The organism is Bradyrhizobium arachidis, assembly GCF_024758505.1.
In the GTDB taxonomy this organism is placed as follows: domain Bacteria; phylum Pseudomonadota; class Alphaproteobacteria; order Rhizobiales; family Xanthobacteraceae; genus Bradyrhizobium; species Bradyrhizobium manausense_C.
Map to the genome: position 1 here is coordinate 4998740 of NZ_CP077970.1, position 16284 is coordinate 5015023.

Genomic DNA, 16284 nt, shown 5'->3' on the forward strand with positions numbered 1-16284 from the left:
CGCCGTGCTCGCGTCCGTCAAGGCGTGGCCTGGCGGCAGATCGCGTGAAGTTGGGGCAAACGACGGCCATCCTTGACGGACGCTGCGCGCGACGTCGTGAGGGGCCGTAGGTCGGGACGAAGAAACGCGTCCCGGTCGAACTAAGAAACAGAGAATGATCCCGCCGGCGGTTCGCCGCACCATGGCGTGCCGCGAGCTACCACCGTGTTGGCGAAGATGAGCATCTTCCTGGCGCAGGCAACGAGCGCGCGCTTGTGTTCCTTTCCGGCTGCGGTCAGCCTCCGGTAGAGCTGGATGAGCTGCGGATTCCATCGAAACGATGCAGCCAGTGAAGCGGTATAAAGAGCGCGACGCAGCCGCTTTCGTCCGCCCTCGATATGCCGAACACCGACCTGGTCGCCGCTGTCGTCGTCATAGGGCGCAAGGCCGGCGAGAGCGACAGCTTGCTCCCGCGTGATCCGGCCGATCTCAGGCAGACGCACCAGGATGGCAACGGCGGTCGGCAGCCCGATGCCGGCGACGCTGTTGATCAGCGCGAGCCTCCTGGCAAGGTCGGGATGCTTGCAGATCGAGGCGACCAGAGCCTTGAGTGCGGCCTTCTCACGTTGCTCCAGGCGAGCGATATCCTCGTGCCAGAGCTGGTTAATCCTCACATTGCGGCAGCTCTCGATCCTGTTCTTGAGGCGCGCGATATCCTCGCCGATCTGATCGATCATGGTCAGTTGCTCGGCGAACGGCAGCAACCGAGGATCGGGAGCGGCATGGATCTTCCGCACCGCTGCGGTGCAGGCTGCGATAAGAGCGGCATCGATCTTATCGTTCTTGGCCCGCTGCAAGTGGAATTTGGCATAAGCCCGGACCTGGGCCGGCTGGAACACCACAACCACAAACCGCTTGCGCCGCAGTTCGGCGACGACCGGCTGTTCGTAACCGCCGCTCGCCTCGATGCCAATGCGTTTGACGCGATGCTGTCGCAGCCACGCCGACAAAGCCTCGTGACCTTCCGACGTGTTCTCCACCTGCAGCGGCTCGCGGCGGCCTTCGATCGCCACATCAAGCTTCCGTTTGCCGGTATCGATACCGGCACAGATCGTGATATGCTTGACCATCTTCGTCGATCCCTCCCTTGTTATGCGAACCTAAAGTTCGTTCAACCATTCGGGTCCCGATGAAGTGCCGGTCGCGATCTCGCTACGTCAGACAGCCCTCAAGGCTTCGATGGGTACCGATCCGATCGAACGGCGGCCCAGCTCGGGCGGCCACCCGGGCTGGGCCATTCCTCACGGAACGGCTCAATATAAGCGATCGGGCTAATACAAGGATGGGTAGAGCTCTTGCGAAACCCATCAAGCCACCCACCTCGAACATGGTCCCGGCCGACATGCGCGCGCAAGTGTAGTCATGACGGCGGTCACTTGACCGACGCAATACGGGCGATGGGTTTCGCAAGAGCTCTACCCATCCTGCGTGCTGCAACTAAGCTGCAACCCGCTGTTCGACCGGGGCCGTCAGGTATTTGAGCACTTCTGCATGCTCCAGGTCGGGAACCGCGATGGCCGTATGACTGTACATCGCATGGGTCCGTGATTTTGCGATCTTGTCCAGGATTTCGCTGCCTTTGACGACGTGGAGGCCCATACCCTCCTGGGAGGGGAAGATCGCCAACACCACGTCATAAGCCGCAACGACGGCTCTCAGCGCTCCAGCCTTGTCTTCGGCGACGTCGACAAAAACGCGAACATCCGCTGCGAGTTCGCGCAGCTCGTCAAAATCCAGCACTGTGGGATACTCCAACGCAACGATACCAAGGGGAGATTGGAGGCGTTGGGTTACTGAAGTCTCAACAGCGCATGCCGAGCCACAAGTTTCACGATGAGGTGACTCGTCAGGATTAGGGGGATTACGGCCGCTCGCGCGGCGCATGAACCTATTCCGCGCACATTGACCTGGATCAACACTGCCTGCGGTCTGAGTGCGCCGGTGTTGGCCAAGTTGGAGGAGGTTCCAATGCGCGCATTGGCTTTGACGATTTTGACGGTGAGCATTGCCCTGACCGCGGGGCATGCCCGGGCTCAAACATATGACCCGGCTTATCCCGTTTGCCTGGCCGTCGTCTCTTTCGGAACCACCCCTTATTATCGATGCAGCTTCACGACGATGGCCCAATGCAGGGCGTCGGCCAACGGTCAGTCGTGCGTCCTCAACCCGTATTACGCGGGTGCGAAGGGCAAAGGAAACAATCAACGTTATCGTGGCCAGGCCGGATTAGGATGGCCCGCGCCCGCTGAGACCAGATCGTACGCGGCACCAAGGCCGTCGGCCCGCAACCGGACCTCACCGTGCAATCAAGGAAGAGAAGCGTACTATGGAGCTTGCCAGGGTTACGCGCCGGGCGAGAAAGAAGAATTTCTCCGAAGTGTGAGACGCTACATGTGACGGGCGATCCTAAAGCATGATCCGGAAAAATGCGCAGCGGTTTTCCCTCGCGACAAACGCGGAACGCGTTTGCGCGGAGATCATGCTCAAACAAAGACCTAAAGCGCGATGACGATTCGACCTAATGCCATCGCGCTTTAAGGCGCTTTTGCTTCCACCTCGAGGCTCAGGGGACGATCGGCGGAGGAAGCGCCGATCGATATTTTGTAGAGTCCCTTGTCGACGACCCAGGCATTGCGCCGCTCGCTGAAGTTCGAGAACGCACGCTGGTCGAGGATGAAGCTGACGGCTTTGGTTTCTCCGGGCGCAAGCTCGACCTTGTCGAAGGCCCGCAGCAGGGCCGCCGGCTCGCCCGACTCCTCGGGATAGCTGATGTAGAGTTGCGGAACGGCGGCGCCCTTGATGGTGCCGGTATTCGTCACCTTGACGCTGACCGTGACTGCGGTGCGTCCCTTGAAGGTCGCATCTTGTCCGGGATCGCCGATCGTAAAGGCGGTACGATCCACTCCGATGTCGGTGAAGGCGAACGTCGAATAGGACAGCCCGTAGCCGAACGGAAACAGCGGTTGCGGCGCGTTGCCGCCGTTGAAGTAGCGATATCCGCTTCGAAGGCCCTCGCGATACAGCGTTACCCGATCGACGCCGGGAAACTGGGCCTGGTCCGCGGTCGGCAAATCGTCGTCCCTGCGCGGAAATGTGATCGGCAGCCGGCCGCTCGGATTGACGTCGCCGAACAGCACCGCAGCCAAGGCCGCCGCACCTCTTGTGCCGCCATACCAAGCCTCCACCACCGCAGGCGCGCGATCCAGCCACGGCATGGTGACCGCACTTCCCGTTGCGAGCACCACGATCGTGCGCGGATTGGCGCGAAGCACGGCCTCGATCAGGCGGTCCTGGTCGTTCGGAAGGCTGAGCGTGGGGCGATCGAGCTCTTCCGACTCCAGATCCCGGGCCACGACGATAGCGATGTCTGCCGCCGACGCGGCACGGACGGCATCGGCGATCTCAGCATCGATCGATGGCGCTGGCGGACGCCAGCCGAGCTTGAGATTGCCCTCGCCTTCAAAATGAACCTCGATGTCATGCAGTCCGGCACCCAGATCGAGGCCGGCCTCGGCGACGGCCTGTTCCTTGGTCTTGGACAGGAGGCGCAGCCCATCGATCGAGAGCGTCACAGCCGCGTCCGCCAGCGCGTCGAATTGATAGCGCCCGGCCACATCGGCCAGCAGTTTTGCGCGCCAGACCGCCGAGGCCGTGCCTTTCGGCGCGGGCTGTGAGGTGGTGACGGTCGAGGAGAACTGGCTGCCCTGGCTCACGCAAAGGCAGCTATCCACGCGAAATTCGATCGCCTTGCCCTCGCGGTCGTAGTAGGTGGCTCGCGCGCCGCTGGCCGCGTTGTCCGGCGTGCGTAGCGCGCCGGAGGGCAGTTGTGGCAGACCTCGCGCGGCCGAAATGCCATAGATCGGATCGACGCCGGCCTTGAAGACGATGTCAGCATCGGGGACCCGCGCCTTGATGGCATCGAGAAAAGTCATTTTTCCCGCGGGCGACGGATTGGTCGGCCCCCCATGGATGCGCAGGTCCGCCGCAGCCGCGCCGATCACCGCGATCGCGCGCGACGACGGTTTTAGCGGCAGGATACCGCCGTCATTTTTCAGCAGCACGATCGATTGCGTCGCGATGGCCTCGGCCTGTTGCCCGCTGTCGGCGAGATCGGCGCCGACGCGCTGCGGCGGATCGTCGAAGATTCCATATTTGATCATCGATGCGAGGATCCGAACCACGGCCGCATCGACGTCTTTTTCCGGAAAGTCCCCCTTGGTCACGGCCGCGATCAGATCCTTGCCGTAATATTTTTCGGATCGAAACTCCTGGTCGACCCCGAGCGAGAGCGAGCGCAGCGAATGTTCGGCGCCGGCATCGGTGCGCACGATCCCGCCAAACCCCAGCCGTTTGCGAAGCACGTCCTGGAGCAGGTTTTCGTCATTGCAGGCATGCACGCCGTTGATCCTGGTGTAAGCGCACATCACCATGGCGACGTCGGCATCCTGGACTGCGTCCTGAAATGGAAAGAGATGAAGTTCCTCGAGCACCTTGCGCGACAGTTGTGCATCCGTGCTGCGGCGGTCCTTCTCGACGGTGTTGACGGCAAAGTGCTTGGCGTCCGCCATGACAGCGTTCTTCTGCACGCCGAGCACGTATTGCGTGCCAATGGCGCTCGTCAGCCACGGATCCTCACCGAACGTCTCATGGGCGCGACCGTGCCGTGGGTCGCGCTGGACGTCGATATTGGGGCCATGGATGACGCCATATCCGAGCGCCCTGGTTTCACGCCCCAGCAGCCGTCCATACGATCGCGCGGCCTCGCGCGAGAACGTGGCGCCAAGTGCGACGGAGGCAGGCAACTGCGTAACGTCATTGCTGCCTTGCCAAATTCCGGCCGGCGAATCGCCCTGCACCATGTCGGGGATGCCGAGGCGCGCGTTGCCCCTGACATAGACCTGCCATTTCTGGCCGCCGATGTCGCGCGTGCCGTAGCCGTAGAGCAGCGCGGATTTCTCCTCCAGCGTCATCTGCTTCACGGCCAATTGCGCCCGCTCGCCCGCGGCCCGGCTGCGATCGAGCCAAGGCCGGTCGTCGGCGCTTGCTGTACCGGCGGCACAGTTCAAGCCGAGTACCAGCCATGCCGCTGCGGCTGCGAGCGAACTCTCCAAGTTCATATGCGATAGCCCTGCACGGCTGCGGCCCACCTCATTCGATCACCCCGTCGGCGCGCGCGAGCAAAGCCGGCGGCAGCGTGACGCCGATGGCATTCACGGTCCGGACATTGGCGGTCAGCAGAAGACTGCTCGGAAACCCGATACCAGCCACTGGGTGATCGAAAGCCGCACGCCACCGCGACCGACGCGCCGATGAATTCCCGTCGTCGCATGCGCCGTGGGGCATGGCATTCCAACGGATGATTTGATGATGGCATCATGCCACCGATTTGCCCGACGTGTCAAATGGATTTCGTAAAATACGAATTCCATCATGCCGCCCCCCGGCTACTGTGCATGGGGTTGTTTCGATGTTTTGGTTGTCCGGTCACGAGAGCCCGCCGGTCGGACCCAATCTCATTCCGCATTGGCTCAGAGAATTCGGGCATCCGCCACGCCAGCGTTCATTGCCATTCATTTCCGGAAGGAGGATGCTGTCGGCCGGGCGGACACGAGGGAGAGCGGCATGAGCAAGGCAGGTCTCGACAATCGCCACCGCAATCACGACGGCGAAATCAGCCACAAGCACGGAGACACCCTGCTCGGCACGCTGCGCAAGATTTACGGACCGGGTTTTGCCGCCGGCTATCCCGCGACCCAGAAGCTGAGCGAGGTTCTGCTCCAGTTGAACGAGACGTCGCTGAGCCAGCTCCGCCGCGACCATGACACCGGCCATCTCGGGCACAAGATCCAAAAGGCATCGAAGTAGCCCGGACGGGCCGAGTTTTTTGCATCAAGGTCCACTGGCCGGCCCGATCGCGCTGCGCCGATGCCTCTGCGACGCGCAAGTCTTTCAATTCCCAAATGTGAACTGCGTCACACACGGTAACGCTACGACCGGCTACACAGGGCTGTCCCGGATATTTACGGGAGTGCAGGACGACAACCAGATGGCCTTCTCAGCCATGACACCGGAAGCCGAAGCTGCAGTACCCCAGGCAGAGGCAAAAGCGCGCGGGCGGCTGCCCGACCTGTTAGGGGTTGGCTATCTCGTCGTCATGGCCGTGGCGATGGCAGGCTGGATGTGGATCCTGGTCTGGCTCGCCTACTCGGCCTTCACCTGGCTGCTGTCCTAGACGCTGGGGTCCTAGAACAAGAGCGGAATCGTCTGGATCGTCTTGATCGCCCCGCACACGATCATGACCCATAGCGCCAGGCTGATCTGGATGGCGTGCAGCATGTCCCGTTTCCCCGCGAATCATTTCGTCGATTTTTTCTTTAATCAAGACCGCGAAGTCGCTTCGAACGCCAGACAAAATTTAGGGCACTTGTTGTGCGGCGCGATTGGTGCACGGTTCCCGGAATTCAACCGGAGTGGTCGAGGCGGCTCGGCGGAGAACGCCTACCGTGAGGCCACGCGCCGCCATTTCGCTTCGAGCCGCGCCCTGACCGCGCGAATGCGCGCTTCGTGCGCGGTCCAGAACGCGCGACTCGCGGCGGGCGTCCCGCGCTTGTAGATCGCATAGACGTCGGTCGGCCTGGCCGGCGGCCTCAGTGCCTGCGATTTGGCCGGCCGGGCTGGGCTTGCGGGCTTCGGTTCAGGTTCGACTGGATCGGTTGCGAGCGCGGTGACGGCCGATGCCCCGGGCGCTGCGAACGGCGAATTCATCGCAACCAGGCGGTTGCGCGCCCGGTTGCAGTAGATGGTGGCGCGCGGCGTCATGGTTTCCTCGCCATGGCCGGCGCGGTATTTCATCAGCGCGCGGCAGAGGTCGCCCTGCGCCAGCCGCCAGGCTTTTGCGAGATAGGTCACGCCGTAATGGATGTTGATCTCGGGCTTGGCGAGCTCTTCCGTCGTTCCCTTGAAGCCGAGCATCTCCGCCGTCTCGGGCTTGACCTGCATCAGGCCGATCTCGCCGACGCGGCCGATGACGGTGGAGTCGTAGCGACTCTCGACGAAGACCACGGCCTCGGCGATGTCGACGGGCAATTTGGTCTTTGCGGCTTCCTTCTCGAGCAACACGCGGACGGCGGCACGCGCTGGAAAGGGCTCGCTCTCGCCGGCCTCGGGCACGGCCAGATCACTCGCGCTGTCCGCCACGCTGCCGGCGCGAAGCGGAGCGAGGCTCAGCGCCAGGACGGCCGCGATCGTCAGCGGCGCAACCGGTCCGGTCCATGACGAACGCATACGCATGCTCGCTTGATAGACGCGGCGAGTTAACAACGCTTGTCGCGCTCGGGGATGGGAGCCCAAAAACAAATGAGGCAGGCCCTGCCCGCCTCATTCTCAACCGAACGCGATGACGCTCAGCAGTTGGGCTCAGTAACAGGCTCTGGGATCGGCCTGCACGTACTGCCCGTTCGGATAACGGTAGTAGCAGACGCCCTGCGCCCAGTAGTAGCCGGGTTGCGAGGCGGCGGTCGCACCCGCAATGGCGCCGGTGGCGCCACCGAGGACGGCACCTGCGGCAGCGCCCGTGGCATTGCCCGAGATCAGGCCGCCGAGCACGCCGCCGACGATGGCGCCGCCAAGCGCGCTCGCGCCGGGATCGGCCGGTGGCGGGGGCGGCGGCGGAGCATAGGCCGGGGGCGGCGGCGCATAGGCGGCCACCGGTACGTCGTCATAGTAATCGTCGGAGATGTAGGCAGGCGGACCGGCCATCCGCTGCGGATAATAGTACCAGACGCCGCCGACGTCCCACCACCAGCCATTGCGGCCGTTGCGCGTTTCATGGCGCCAGCGCCCGCCTTCCCAGGCGCCGTGACCGCGATAGGCATGGCCGCCATAAACGCGTTCCGGTGCCGGCCCGCGGGCGACGTAGCGACCCTGCGCCGGCCCACCCTGTGGACCGGCATGGACGTGGCCGCCGCCCGGACCTGCTCCCGGACCTGCCCCTGGACTTGCTCCCGGATTTGGCGCGGGCCGGGCCGCCTGCTGCGGCGGAGGCCCCTTGCGGGTGTTTTGCGGCGGGCCGCCTTGCGGGCCTGCGCTGTGGGCCGGACCTTGGGCGGGACCTTGGGCCGGACCGGCCGCGGCGGGTCCCCTGCCCGATTCCTGGGCCTGCGCCGCGAATGCGGCCAGCGAGATGGCCGAAACCAAGGGAATGATGATCTTGACGCGGCTGGACGCGCGCATGGTGGACTTACCCCTTCAACGTGACGGATGCCGTGGTCCGGGCGCAGTGGCGGATGGCTGAGCGCCCGGTCGATGCCGGCGTGGCAAAGCTGACCTGCTTCGTCAGCCATGTCCCGTTACAAATGCCAGAGATCACGGCAATTTTTCGTCCGCACCGGGCGCGGCAAGGACCGCTAGCGGGCCGGCTCGATCACATTGCAGTTGGTCCGCCCCGACATCAGGCAGTCCTGCATCTTGCTGGCGGCCGTGAGATCGCGGGCAAGCCAGAGGCCAATCCCCAGAATGACCGCCGCAATGATCAATCCGGCGATCGCGCCATTACGGTTCCCACCGGAGGGCGCCGGCCTGATCTCGGAATCGGGCTTTGGGTGAGGCTTGGAGTGGGATTTGGGGTCGGGTTCGGGCTTGGGCATGCTCAGGCCGCCAGATCGCGTCGCAGGCGGCGGCTTTACCACCTCTGCGGCCTGGCGTCACACGCTACAAATCAAGTCTCACACCTTGGGCCCGCGCAGGGCCACCTTGCCCGTGGTCTCCGCAGCCGGGACGGCCTGCCGCTGGCCCCGGAGTGCACAGGTCGTGATCAGGAAGGCGGTCTGGCTGCACTGCCATTCGCTGCCCAGTACGGCATTCTCGATTGGCTTGGGACGCGCCAAAGTGAGCGCAACGCCGGCAAGCGCGACGGCCGCAAACGCGATTGCGAGGGCTTTCAGGCTTAGCCGAAAGAAGGTCATAGCCGCAGCTCCGTGTCGTTCGGGTGCGGACAATAGGCGCCGCTCCCATGCTCCCTTGTGAGGGAAATCACAATTCGGCAGTTTTTCGGGGCTACAAAACATCGCAGAAGAAGCCTGCGATTTTTCGTCTGCCTGATCGGCTGCGATTATGGGTGGCATCGGGACGCGCGGGGATGTACACGCATGACCGTCACGCGAGGAACGCGCGGTTTGCGCGCCGCGCGTTACCACAAGCGGTGATGTAAGATTGAAAGCGAGGAAGACAAGGCCGTTCGATGAGTGGATTCAGGGAACCCGGCTTCGCAGACCGGCAAAAAGCAGCGCAAGACGCCCGCAAAAATCTTTTGAACAAGTTCAAGTCCCAACCGGGGCACGACGATCCGGCGGTCGCCGCACGACGCGCCGAGCGCGAGGCACTTGCCGCCAAGCGCGCCGAAACCAAGGCTACGCGCGAGGCTGAAAAGGCCGAGCAAAAGCGCCGCGAGGAAGAAGTTGCAGCAGCCGAAGCTGCAAGGATCGCGCGCGAGCAGGAGGAAGCCACCGCAAAGGCCGCCGCCCTCGAGGCCGAGCAGAAGGCCAAGCGCGATGCGCGCTATGCCGCCCGCAAGGCCAAGAGAAAGTAGTCCGAAAAGTAGCCTGCAGGCGCGCGACGTCAGCGCTTCACATCATCGTGTATGGCCGGGACGTCCAGCGTGACGCGCTGTTGCCCCGGCCAAGAAAAACGCGACGGCGAAGATCAGTTCTTCTTCATCATGCCGTCGTCTTTCTTCATGCCGTCCTTCGACATGGTGTCCTTCTTCATCATGCCATCGTCCTTGGTCATGGCATCCTTCTTCATGCCGTCCTTGGACATCGTGTCCTTCTTCATGCCGTCGTCCTTCATCATCTTATCCTGGGCGAACGCAGCGGGCGCAAGCGCAAGGCTGAGCGACAAAGCGGCAGCGGAGACGCCGAGCGCGATACGGGTACGGATGGTCATGATCAATCTTCCCTCTTGGGTTGTTGGTGCCAGCGACGGTTGCCGCTACATCATGCTCGACGGATTGCAGGGCGCGCTTGTTACACGGGGCGGCTGAAATTTTTCGCGTCCAGCCGGAAGTGCGCCCGTTTTCGTTTCAGACACAATTTCGCCCGCGTGAGCCGCGTTAAGTGCCGCCGCCAGATCGAAGGGCGAGTGTGCGGCGCAGCAAGGGCCGCGACTTGCCGCCGCATTCGGTCTCGAACTATCAGATTAGAGAATATCGGGTGCAAGACCGGCTAGGATGGGCCCGAACGCCGGCCAGAGAACCCGTTCCGTCAACAAGAACCGTTCAAGGGGAATATCCATGCTCACGCGACGTCACCTTCTCGCGACAGCCGTCGCCGCGCCCGCCGTGCTTCGCTTCGGCACCGGTACAGCGCATGCCGCCACCACACTGAAGATCTCGCACCAATTCCCGGGCGGCACCATCGACAAGGGCGATTTCCGCGACCGCCTCTGCCGCATGTTCGCCGCCGAGATCGCCAAGCGCTCCGGCGGCGACCTAGCTGCCGAGATCTATCCGAATTCCTCGCTGATCAAGACCAACGCGCAGTTCTCCGCGATGCGCAAGGGCGCGCTCGACATCAGCCTCTATCCGATGCCGTATGCCGGCGGCGAATTGCCGGAGACCAATATCGGGCTGATGCCCGGATTGGTCACGACCTACGACCAGGGTCTGCGCTGGAAGAAGGAGCCGGTCGGCAAGGCGCTGACCGACTTCCTCGCCGACAAGGGCATCATCCTGCTCACCTGGGTCTGGCAGGCCGGCGGTGTCGCCAGCCGCTCCAAGCCGATCGTCGCGCCCGAGGATGCCAAGGGCATGAAGGTGCGCGGCGGCTCGCGCGAGATGGACATGGTGCTGCAGACCGCCGGCGCCTCGGTGCTCTCGGTGCCCTCGAACGAAATCTACGCGGCGATGCAGACCGGCGCGTGCGATGCCGGCATCACCTCTTCCACCAGCCTGATCTCGTTCCGGCTCGAGGAGGTCTCGAAGTCGCTGACGTCGGGCGCGGGCGCGTCCTACTGGTTCATGCTCGAGCCTTTGATGATGTCGAAGGCGATCTTCGACAAGCTGCCGAAGAACCACCAGGACATCCTCGTCAAGGTGGGCGCGGAGCTCGAGGCCTTCGGCCGCAAGGGCGCGCAGGACGACGACGTCGAGGTCGCCAAGGTCTATGAGAAGGCCGGCGCCAAGGTCAGCAATCTCAACGCAGCGACCGTCGGCAAGTGGCGCGACATCGCTCGCGACACCGCGTGGAAGGACTACGGCGCGAAGACGGCGACCTCGGCCAACCTCCTGAAGCTCGCCTCCGACGTCTCGGCATGAGCCACGGTCCGCTTCCGGATCGTGACGACGCGACTGACGTCGCCGCGGGCAAAGGCCTTGCGGCGACGGTCGATCGCGGTCTCGCCATCTGCAACAGCATCATCATCGTGTTCGCCGCAATCGCGCTGGTCGCGGCCTGCGCCATCCTGAGCTACAGTGTGCTGAGCCGCGCGCTGTTCAAGGCCGCAAACTACTGGCAGGACGAAGCCGCGGTGTTCCTGCTGGTCGGCGCGACCTTCATGACGGCGAGCTATGTGCAGCAGCATCGCGGCCATATCGGCATTGAGGCCTTCGTCGGACTGTTGTCGCCGCTCGCGAACCGCGTCCGGCTCTGGCTGGTCGATCTCGCGACGCTGCTGTTCTGCGGCTTCTTTACCTGGAAATCCTGGACGCTCGCTCACGAGGCCTACGTCGACGGCCAGGTCTCCAATTCGATGTGGTCACCGCCGCTCGCCATTCCCTACGTGCTGATGGCGATCGGCATGAGCCTACTTTGTATTCAGATCCTGGTGCAGCTCGCCCTGCCCTTCACCGGAGCCCAGCGGCGATGAGCGTGTTCGGCATTGGACTGGCCTATGGCATCGCGACTCTGGTCGTGATGTTTTCGGGGATGCCGATCGCATTCGCGCTCGGCGCGGTGGCGCTGGTGTTCATGGGCATCTACATGCCCGCGGCTTCGCTCGATACGGTCACGCAAAACGTTTACGAGGAGATGGCCTCGATCACATTGCTGTCGATCCCGCTCTTCATCCTGAAGGGCGCGGCGATCGGCAAGTCGCGCGCCGGCCAGGACCTTTATTTGGCCTTGCATGCGTGGCTGCACCGCGTGCCCGGCGGCCTCGGCGTCGCCAATGTTTTCGCCTGCGCGCTGTTCGCGGCGATGGCCGGCTCCTCGCCCGCGACCTGCTCGGCGATCGGCTCGGCCGGCATCCCCGAGATGCGCAAGCGCGGCTATTCCGGCGGCTTTGCGGCCGGCATCATCGCCGCAGGCGGCACGCTCGGCATTTTGCTGCCCCCCTCGATCACCATGATCCTGTTCGCGGTCGCCGCCGAAAAATCGCTGGGACGCCTGTTTCTCGCCGGCATCGGCCCCGGACTGCTGCTGGTCACGCTGTTCGGCGTCTATGCCGTGATCCGCTTCCGCCAGGAATACGCGGCGGCCGAAGCGGCCTACCAGAAAAGCGGCACGGAGGCTGCGATCCTGGCGCGCGACGAGTACACCCTCGCCGAGCGCTTCAGCATGCTGCCCCGCGTGATTCCCTTCGTGCTGCTGCTCACCGGCGTCATGATCGCGCTCTATGGCGGCTACGCGACCCCGTCGGAAACGGCGGGCCTCGGGGGACTACTCGCGCTCGGCTTGATCGCGCTGATCTATGGTGTCTGGCGGCCGAGCGACCTCGGGCCGATCATGAAGTCGACGATCCGCGAGTCCACCATGCTGATGATGATCATCGGCATGTCGCTGCTCTATTCCTACGTGATGAGCTACCTGCACATCTCGCAGTCGGCGGCTGAATCCATCGTCGCGATGCACCTGCCGCGCTGGGGCCTGTTGTTCGCGATCCTCGCCATGGTGGTCGTGCTCGGCTTCTTCCTGCCTCCGGTCTCGATCATCCTGATGACCGCGCCGATCATCCTGCCGCCGCTCCGCGCCGCCAATTTCGACATCATCTGGTTCGGCGTGGTCATGACCATCGTGATGGAGATGGGGCTGATCCATCCGCCTGTCGGGCTCAACATCTTCGTCATCCGCAATGTCGCGCCGGACATCCCCCTGAGCGAAGTGATCTGGGGCACCCTGCCCTTCGTCCTGCTGATGATGGCAGCCGTGCTGCTGCTGTGCTTCGTGCCGGGGATCTCGACCTGGTTGCCGGACCTCGTGATGGGGCCGGACGGGAGCCACTAGCTGCAATCGCAACTGCCGTAGGGTGGGTTAGCGAAGCGTAACCCGCCTCTTCTGTTTCCGCTGAAAGAAAAGAGGTGGGTTACGCCTTCGGCTAACCCACCCTACGAAGCTGTCCGCTTTTTCTTTGCGTTCAGCGCGGATGCGACGCGGCTCACCGGCGGCTTGCCTAGCACACCGCTCATCTCGTTGGTCGCCGCGAGCAGCTTCTCCATGTCGATCCCGGTTTTGATCCCCATGCCCTCAAGCATGTAGACGACGTCCTCGGTCGCGACGTTACCCGTTGCGCCAGGCGCGTAGGGACAGCCACCCAGCCCGCCGGCGGCGGCGTCGATCACGCGGACGCCCTCCTCCATGCCTGCATAGAGGTTTGCGAGCGCCTGGCCGTAGGTGTCGTGGAAGTGCATCGCGAGCTTGGCCACCGGAATGTGCGTGGCCACTGCGCGAAGCATCTCCTTGGCCTTGACGGGCGTGCCGACACCGATGGTGTCGCCGAGCGAGATTTCGTAGCAGCCGAGGTCCCACAAGGCCTTTGCAAGGTCGGCCACCGCCTTCGACTTGATCTCGCCATCGAACGGGCAGCCCAGGACGCAGGAGATATAGCCGCGCACCTTGACGCCGTCGGCCCTGGCGCGCGCCAGCACCGGCTTGAACCGCTCGATCGACTCCGCGACCGAGCAATTGATGTTGGCGCGCGAAAACCCCTCGGAGGCAGCCGCGAACACCGAGACCACCTGTGCGCCCGCCGCGCGCGCGGCGTCATAACCCTTTTCGTTCGGTACCAGTACGTGGAATTCCGCGCCCTTGACGTGGCCTATTCCGCGCAACACCTGATCCGAGCTCGCCATCTGCGGAATCGCCTTCGGCGAGACGAAGGCGCCGACCTCGACCGTGCGGAGACCGGCCGCAACAAGCGCCTCGACAAAAGCGATACGCGCCTCGACGCTGACCGGCGTCTTCTCGTTCTGCAGGCCGTCGCGCGGCCCCATTTCGATGATGCGGACCTGGTCACTCATGGTCATCTCACTCGCCTGATGGTTCGACCTCGGCAAGCTCGACGCCCTCCTGCACGATGTCGCCGACCTTGCACTTGATGGCCTTCAAGATGCCGGCAAACGGCGCGCGCAGCGTCTGTTCCATCTTCATGACTTCCAGCGTCAGGATGGCGGCGCCCTTTTCGAGGGTCGCGCCCTCCTCCGCCAGCACGGCAACCACCGTCCCCGGCAGGGGCGCTGCGATCTTGTCCTCGCCGGCATGCTCCTCGGTCTCGCCGCCGAACGGATCGACCCAATGCAGGTCGAACCGGCCGTTGCGGGTGCGCAGGTACAGCTCATGGCCGTCGATCACGGCAGCAACCTGCGATTTGACCCCGTCAAGAGTCAGATCAAACCCGCCTTCACGCGGCGCGATCCCAAAGGCAAGCTCGCGCTCGCCAATCACCAGCGTCAAGGGACCGCTGCCATAGTTGAGCGCGATCTTCTGCTCGGGCCCGTGCCCGACACGGAAGGAGAAGCTGCGCTGCCGCCGGCCGACGGGCATCCAGCCATAAGTCTGCCACGGCGAATGTGCCTCGGCCGATACCACCCTGCGCTCGTCATTGACGATCGCCGCCACCGCTGTGCACAGTTCCAGCTCACCGGGCGCAGCGCCCGCCGCCGTGAGGCCCGCCAGCTCCCGCTCGATGAAGCCCGTGTCGATCGCGTTTGCCCGCACCTTTTGATGCGAGATCAACGCCGACAGGAAGGGAATGTTGGTCACGATTCCGCGGACGTCTGACACCTCGAGCCCGCGGTTCAGCCGCTCGATCGCCGCATCGCGCGTCGGCGCCCAGGCGATCATTTTTGCGAGCATCGCGTCGTAATATGGCGAGACCGCATCGCCCTCGCGATAGCCGGCGTCGATGCGCAATCCGCCGGTTTCCTGCGGCAGGCGCCAGGTCGAGATCTTGCCGACCGACGGCATGAAGTTCTTGGTCGGGTTTTCGGCGTAGACGCGGGCCTCAATAGCGTGGCCGTTGAGGCGGATTTCGTCCTGCCTGAGCGGCAGCTCTTCGCCAAAGGCGACGCGCAATTGCCATTCGACGAGGTCGACACCCGTGATCAGCTCGGTCACGGGATGTTCGACTTGAAGGCGCGTGTTCATCTCGATGAAGAACACGTCCTTGCCGTCGGATACGAACTCGATGGTGCCGGCACCGACATAGCCGACCGCACCTGCCGCCTTGCGCGCAGCCGCGCAAACTGTCTCGCGCTGAGCGCCATTGAGCGTCGGCGACGGCGCTTCCTCGATCACCTTCTGATGCCGGCGCTGCAACGTGCATTCGCGCTCGAACAGCGACAGCAAATTGCCGTGGCTGTCGCCGATCACCTGCACCTCGATATGGCGGGGATTGTCGACATACTTCTCGATCAGCATGGTGTCGTCGCCGAACGCGGCCTTGGCCTCACGCTTGGCGCTGACGATGGCGGGCCCAAGCTCGGCCGCCGAGCGGACGATGCGCATGCCGCGGCCGCCGCCACCGGCAGAGGCCTTCACGAGCACGGGGAAGCCGATCTTCTCGGCCGACTTCGACAGCGTCGCCTCGTCCTGGGCTTCGCCGTGATAGCCCGGCACCAGCGGGACGCCCGCCTTCTCCATCAGAGCTTTGGAGCCGGACTTCGAGCCCATCGCCGTCATCATCTCGGCGGTCGGACCGACGAAGACGAGGCCAGCATTGAGGCAGGCCTGCGCGAACTCGGCATTTTCGGACAGAAAGCCGTAGCCGGGATGCACCGCCTCGGCGCCGGTTTTCCGCGCGGCCTCGATCAGCCGCTCGACGTTGAGATAGCTGTCGCGCGCCCGTGCCGGACCGAGCAGCACGGCTTCATCGGCCATCGCAACGTGCATCGCATCGCGATCGGCTTCGGAATAGACGGCCACGGTACGCAGGCCCATGTCGCGGGCGGTGCGGATGACGCGGCAGGCGATCTCGCCGCGGTTGGCGATCAGCAGCGTGCGAAAGCGCCGGTAGAGTCTTGAGCGGTCCATCGCG

17 protein-coding genes are annotated in these 16284 nt (G+C 64.0%); 7 read left to right on the top strand and 10 right to left on the bottom strand.

What is annotated here, in order from left to right; genetic code table 11:
- Nucleotides 1-140: 140 nt before the first annotated feature.
- The gene (locus KUF59_RS23055; RefSeq protein ID WP_212457421.1) at nucleotides 141-1109 is read right to left on the bottom strand and encodes an IS110 family RNA-guided transposase; all 969 of its coding nucleotides are present in this window, start codon (nucleotides 1107-1109) and stop codon (nucleotides 141-143) included.
- Between the two features lie 367 nt (nucleotides 1110-1476).
- Nucleotides 1477-1779 carry a hypothetical protein gene (locus KUF59_RS23060; protein ID WP_212459935.1) on the bottom strand — a complete coding sequence of 101 codons (303 nt, stop codon included), beginning with the start codon at nucleotides 1777-1779 and terminating at the stop codon, nucleotides 1477-1479.
- A gap of 228 nt (nucleotides 1780-2007) precedes the next feature.
- Here KUF59_RS23060 and KUF59_RS44080 point away from each other — a divergent pair, with 228 nt between their 5' ends.
- Nucleotides 2008-2436 (top strand): DUF3551 domain-containing protein, encoded by a 429-nt coding sequence (locus KUF59_RS44080; RefSeq protein ID WP_212459934.1) that lies wholly within the window; start codon nucleotides 2008-2010, stop codon nucleotides 2434-2436.
- A gap of 137 nt (nucleotides 2437-2573) precedes the next feature.
- Here KUF59_RS44080 and KUF59_RS23070 read toward each other — a convergent pair whose 3' ends face one another.
- Entirely contained in the window at nucleotides 2574-5156 is a 2583-nt protein-coding gene (locus tag KUF59_RS23070) for a glycoside hydrolase family 3 protein (RefSeq protein ID WP_258767187.1), read from the bottom strand.
- A 505-nt stretch (nucleotides 5157-5661) separates the two neighbouring features.
- Here KUF59_RS23070 and KUF59_RS23075 point away from each other — a divergent pair.
- A complete protein-coding gene (locus KUF59_RS23075) occupies nucleotides 5662-5904 on the top strand; it encodes a hypothetical protein (protein ID WP_212459932.1) in 243 nt (80 codons plus the stop codon).
- 181 nt (nucleotides 5905-6085) lie between these two features.
- On the top strand, nucleotides 6086-6271 hold the full coding sequence (locus KUF59_RS23080; protein ID WP_258767188.1) for a hypothetical protein: 186 nt from the start codon (nucleotides 6086-6088) through the stop codon (nucleotides 6269-6271).
- 266 nt (nucleotides 6272-6537) lie between these two features.
- Here the strand turns inward: KUF59_RS23080 and KUF59_RS23085 are convergent, their stop codons facing one another.
- From KUF59_RS23085 to KUF59_RS23100, 4 genes are all read right to left on the bottom strand, one after another.
- Nucleotides 6538-7323: a transglycosylase SLT domain-containing protein gene (locus tag KUF59_RS23085; protein ID WP_249140482.1), complete on the bottom strand. Its 786-nt coding sequence runs from the start codon at nucleotides 7321-7323 to the stop codon at nucleotides 6538-6540.
- Nucleotides 7324-7455: 132 nt separating this feature from the next.
- Nucleotides 7456-8271, bottom strand: coding sequence for a hypothetical protein (locus KUF59_RS23090; RefSeq protein ID WP_212459929.1), 816 nt, complete (start codon nucleotides 8269-8271; stop codon nucleotides 7456-7458).
- Between the two features lie 173 nt (nucleotides 8272-8444).
- Nucleotides 8445-8684 (bottom strand): DUF2273 domain-containing protein, encoded by a 240-nt coding sequence (locus tag KUF59_RS23095; protein ID WP_212459928.1) that lies wholly within the window; start codon nucleotides 8682-8684, stop codon nucleotides 8445-8447.
- A gap of 78 nt (nucleotides 8685-8762) precedes the next feature.
- Entirely contained in the window at nucleotides 8763-9002 is a 240-nt protein-coding gene (locus KUF59_RS23100; protein ID WP_212459927.1) for a hypothetical protein, read from the bottom strand.
- Between the two features lie 275 nt (nucleotides 9003-9277).
- On the opposite strand from KUF59_RS23100, the gene KUF59_RS23105 reads away from it, so the two are divergent.
- Nucleotides 9278-9625, top strand: coding sequence for a DUF6481 family protein (locus KUF59_RS23105; protein ID WP_212459926.1), 348 nt, complete (start codon nucleotides 9278-9280; stop codon nucleotides 9623-9625).
- Nucleotides 9626-9738: 113 nt separating this feature from the next.
- Here KUF59_RS23105 and KUF59_RS23110 read toward each other — a convergent pair whose 3' ends face one another.
- A complete protein-coding gene (locus tag KUF59_RS23110) occupies nucleotides 9739-9981 on the bottom strand; it encodes a pentapeptide MXKDX repeat protein (protein ID WP_212459925.1) in 243 nt (80 codons plus the stop codon).
- A gap of 346 nt (nucleotides 9982-10327) precedes the next feature.
- Between KUF59_RS23110 and KUF59_RS23115 the strand changes: the two genes are divergently transcribed.
- The 3 genes from KUF59_RS23115 to KUF59_RS23125 are packed head-to-tail and all read left to right on the top strand — an operon-like array spanning nucleotide 10328 to nucleotide 13256.
- Complete coding sequence (locus KUF59_RS23115) at nucleotides 10328-11350, top strand: TRAP transporter substrate-binding protein (protein WP_212459924.1); 1023 nt, start codon at nucleotides 10328-10330, stop codon at nucleotides 11348-11350.
- Nucleotides 11347-11901, top strand: coding sequence for a TRAP transporter small permease (locus KUF59_RS23120; RefSeq protein WP_212459923.1), 555 nt, complete (start codon nucleotides 11347-11349; stop codon nucleotides 11899-11901). The genes KUF59_RS23115 and KUF59_RS23120 overlap by 4 nt, the downstream gene beginning before the upstream one ends.
- Nucleotides 11898-13256 (top strand): TRAP transporter large permease, encoded by a 1359-nt coding sequence (locus KUF59_RS23125; protein ID WP_212459922.1) that lies wholly within the window; start codon nucleotides 11898-11900, stop codon nucleotides 13254-13256. The genes KUF59_RS23120 and KUF59_RS23125 overlap by 4 nt, the downstream gene beginning before the upstream one ends.
- A 101-nt stretch (nucleotides 13257-13357) precedes the next feature.
- Here the strand turns inward: KUF59_RS23125 and KUF59_RS23130 are convergent, their stop codons facing one another.
- Nucleotides 13358-14269 carry a hydroxymethylglutaryl-CoA lyase gene (locus KUF59_RS23130; RefSeq protein ID WP_283844308.1) on the bottom strand — a complete coding sequence of 304 codons (912 nt, stop codon included), beginning with the start codon at nucleotides 14267-14269 and terminating at the stop codon, nucleotides 13358-13360.
- A 7-nt stretch (nucleotides 14270-14276) separates the two neighbouring features.
- Nucleotides 14277-16280, bottom strand: coding sequence for an acetyl-CoA carboxylase biotin carboxylase subunit (locus KUF59_RS23135; protein ID WP_212459920.1), 2004 nt, complete (start codon nucleotides 16278-16280; stop codon nucleotides 14277-14279).
- Between the last annotated feature and the right edge of the window lie 4 nt (nucleotides 16281-16284).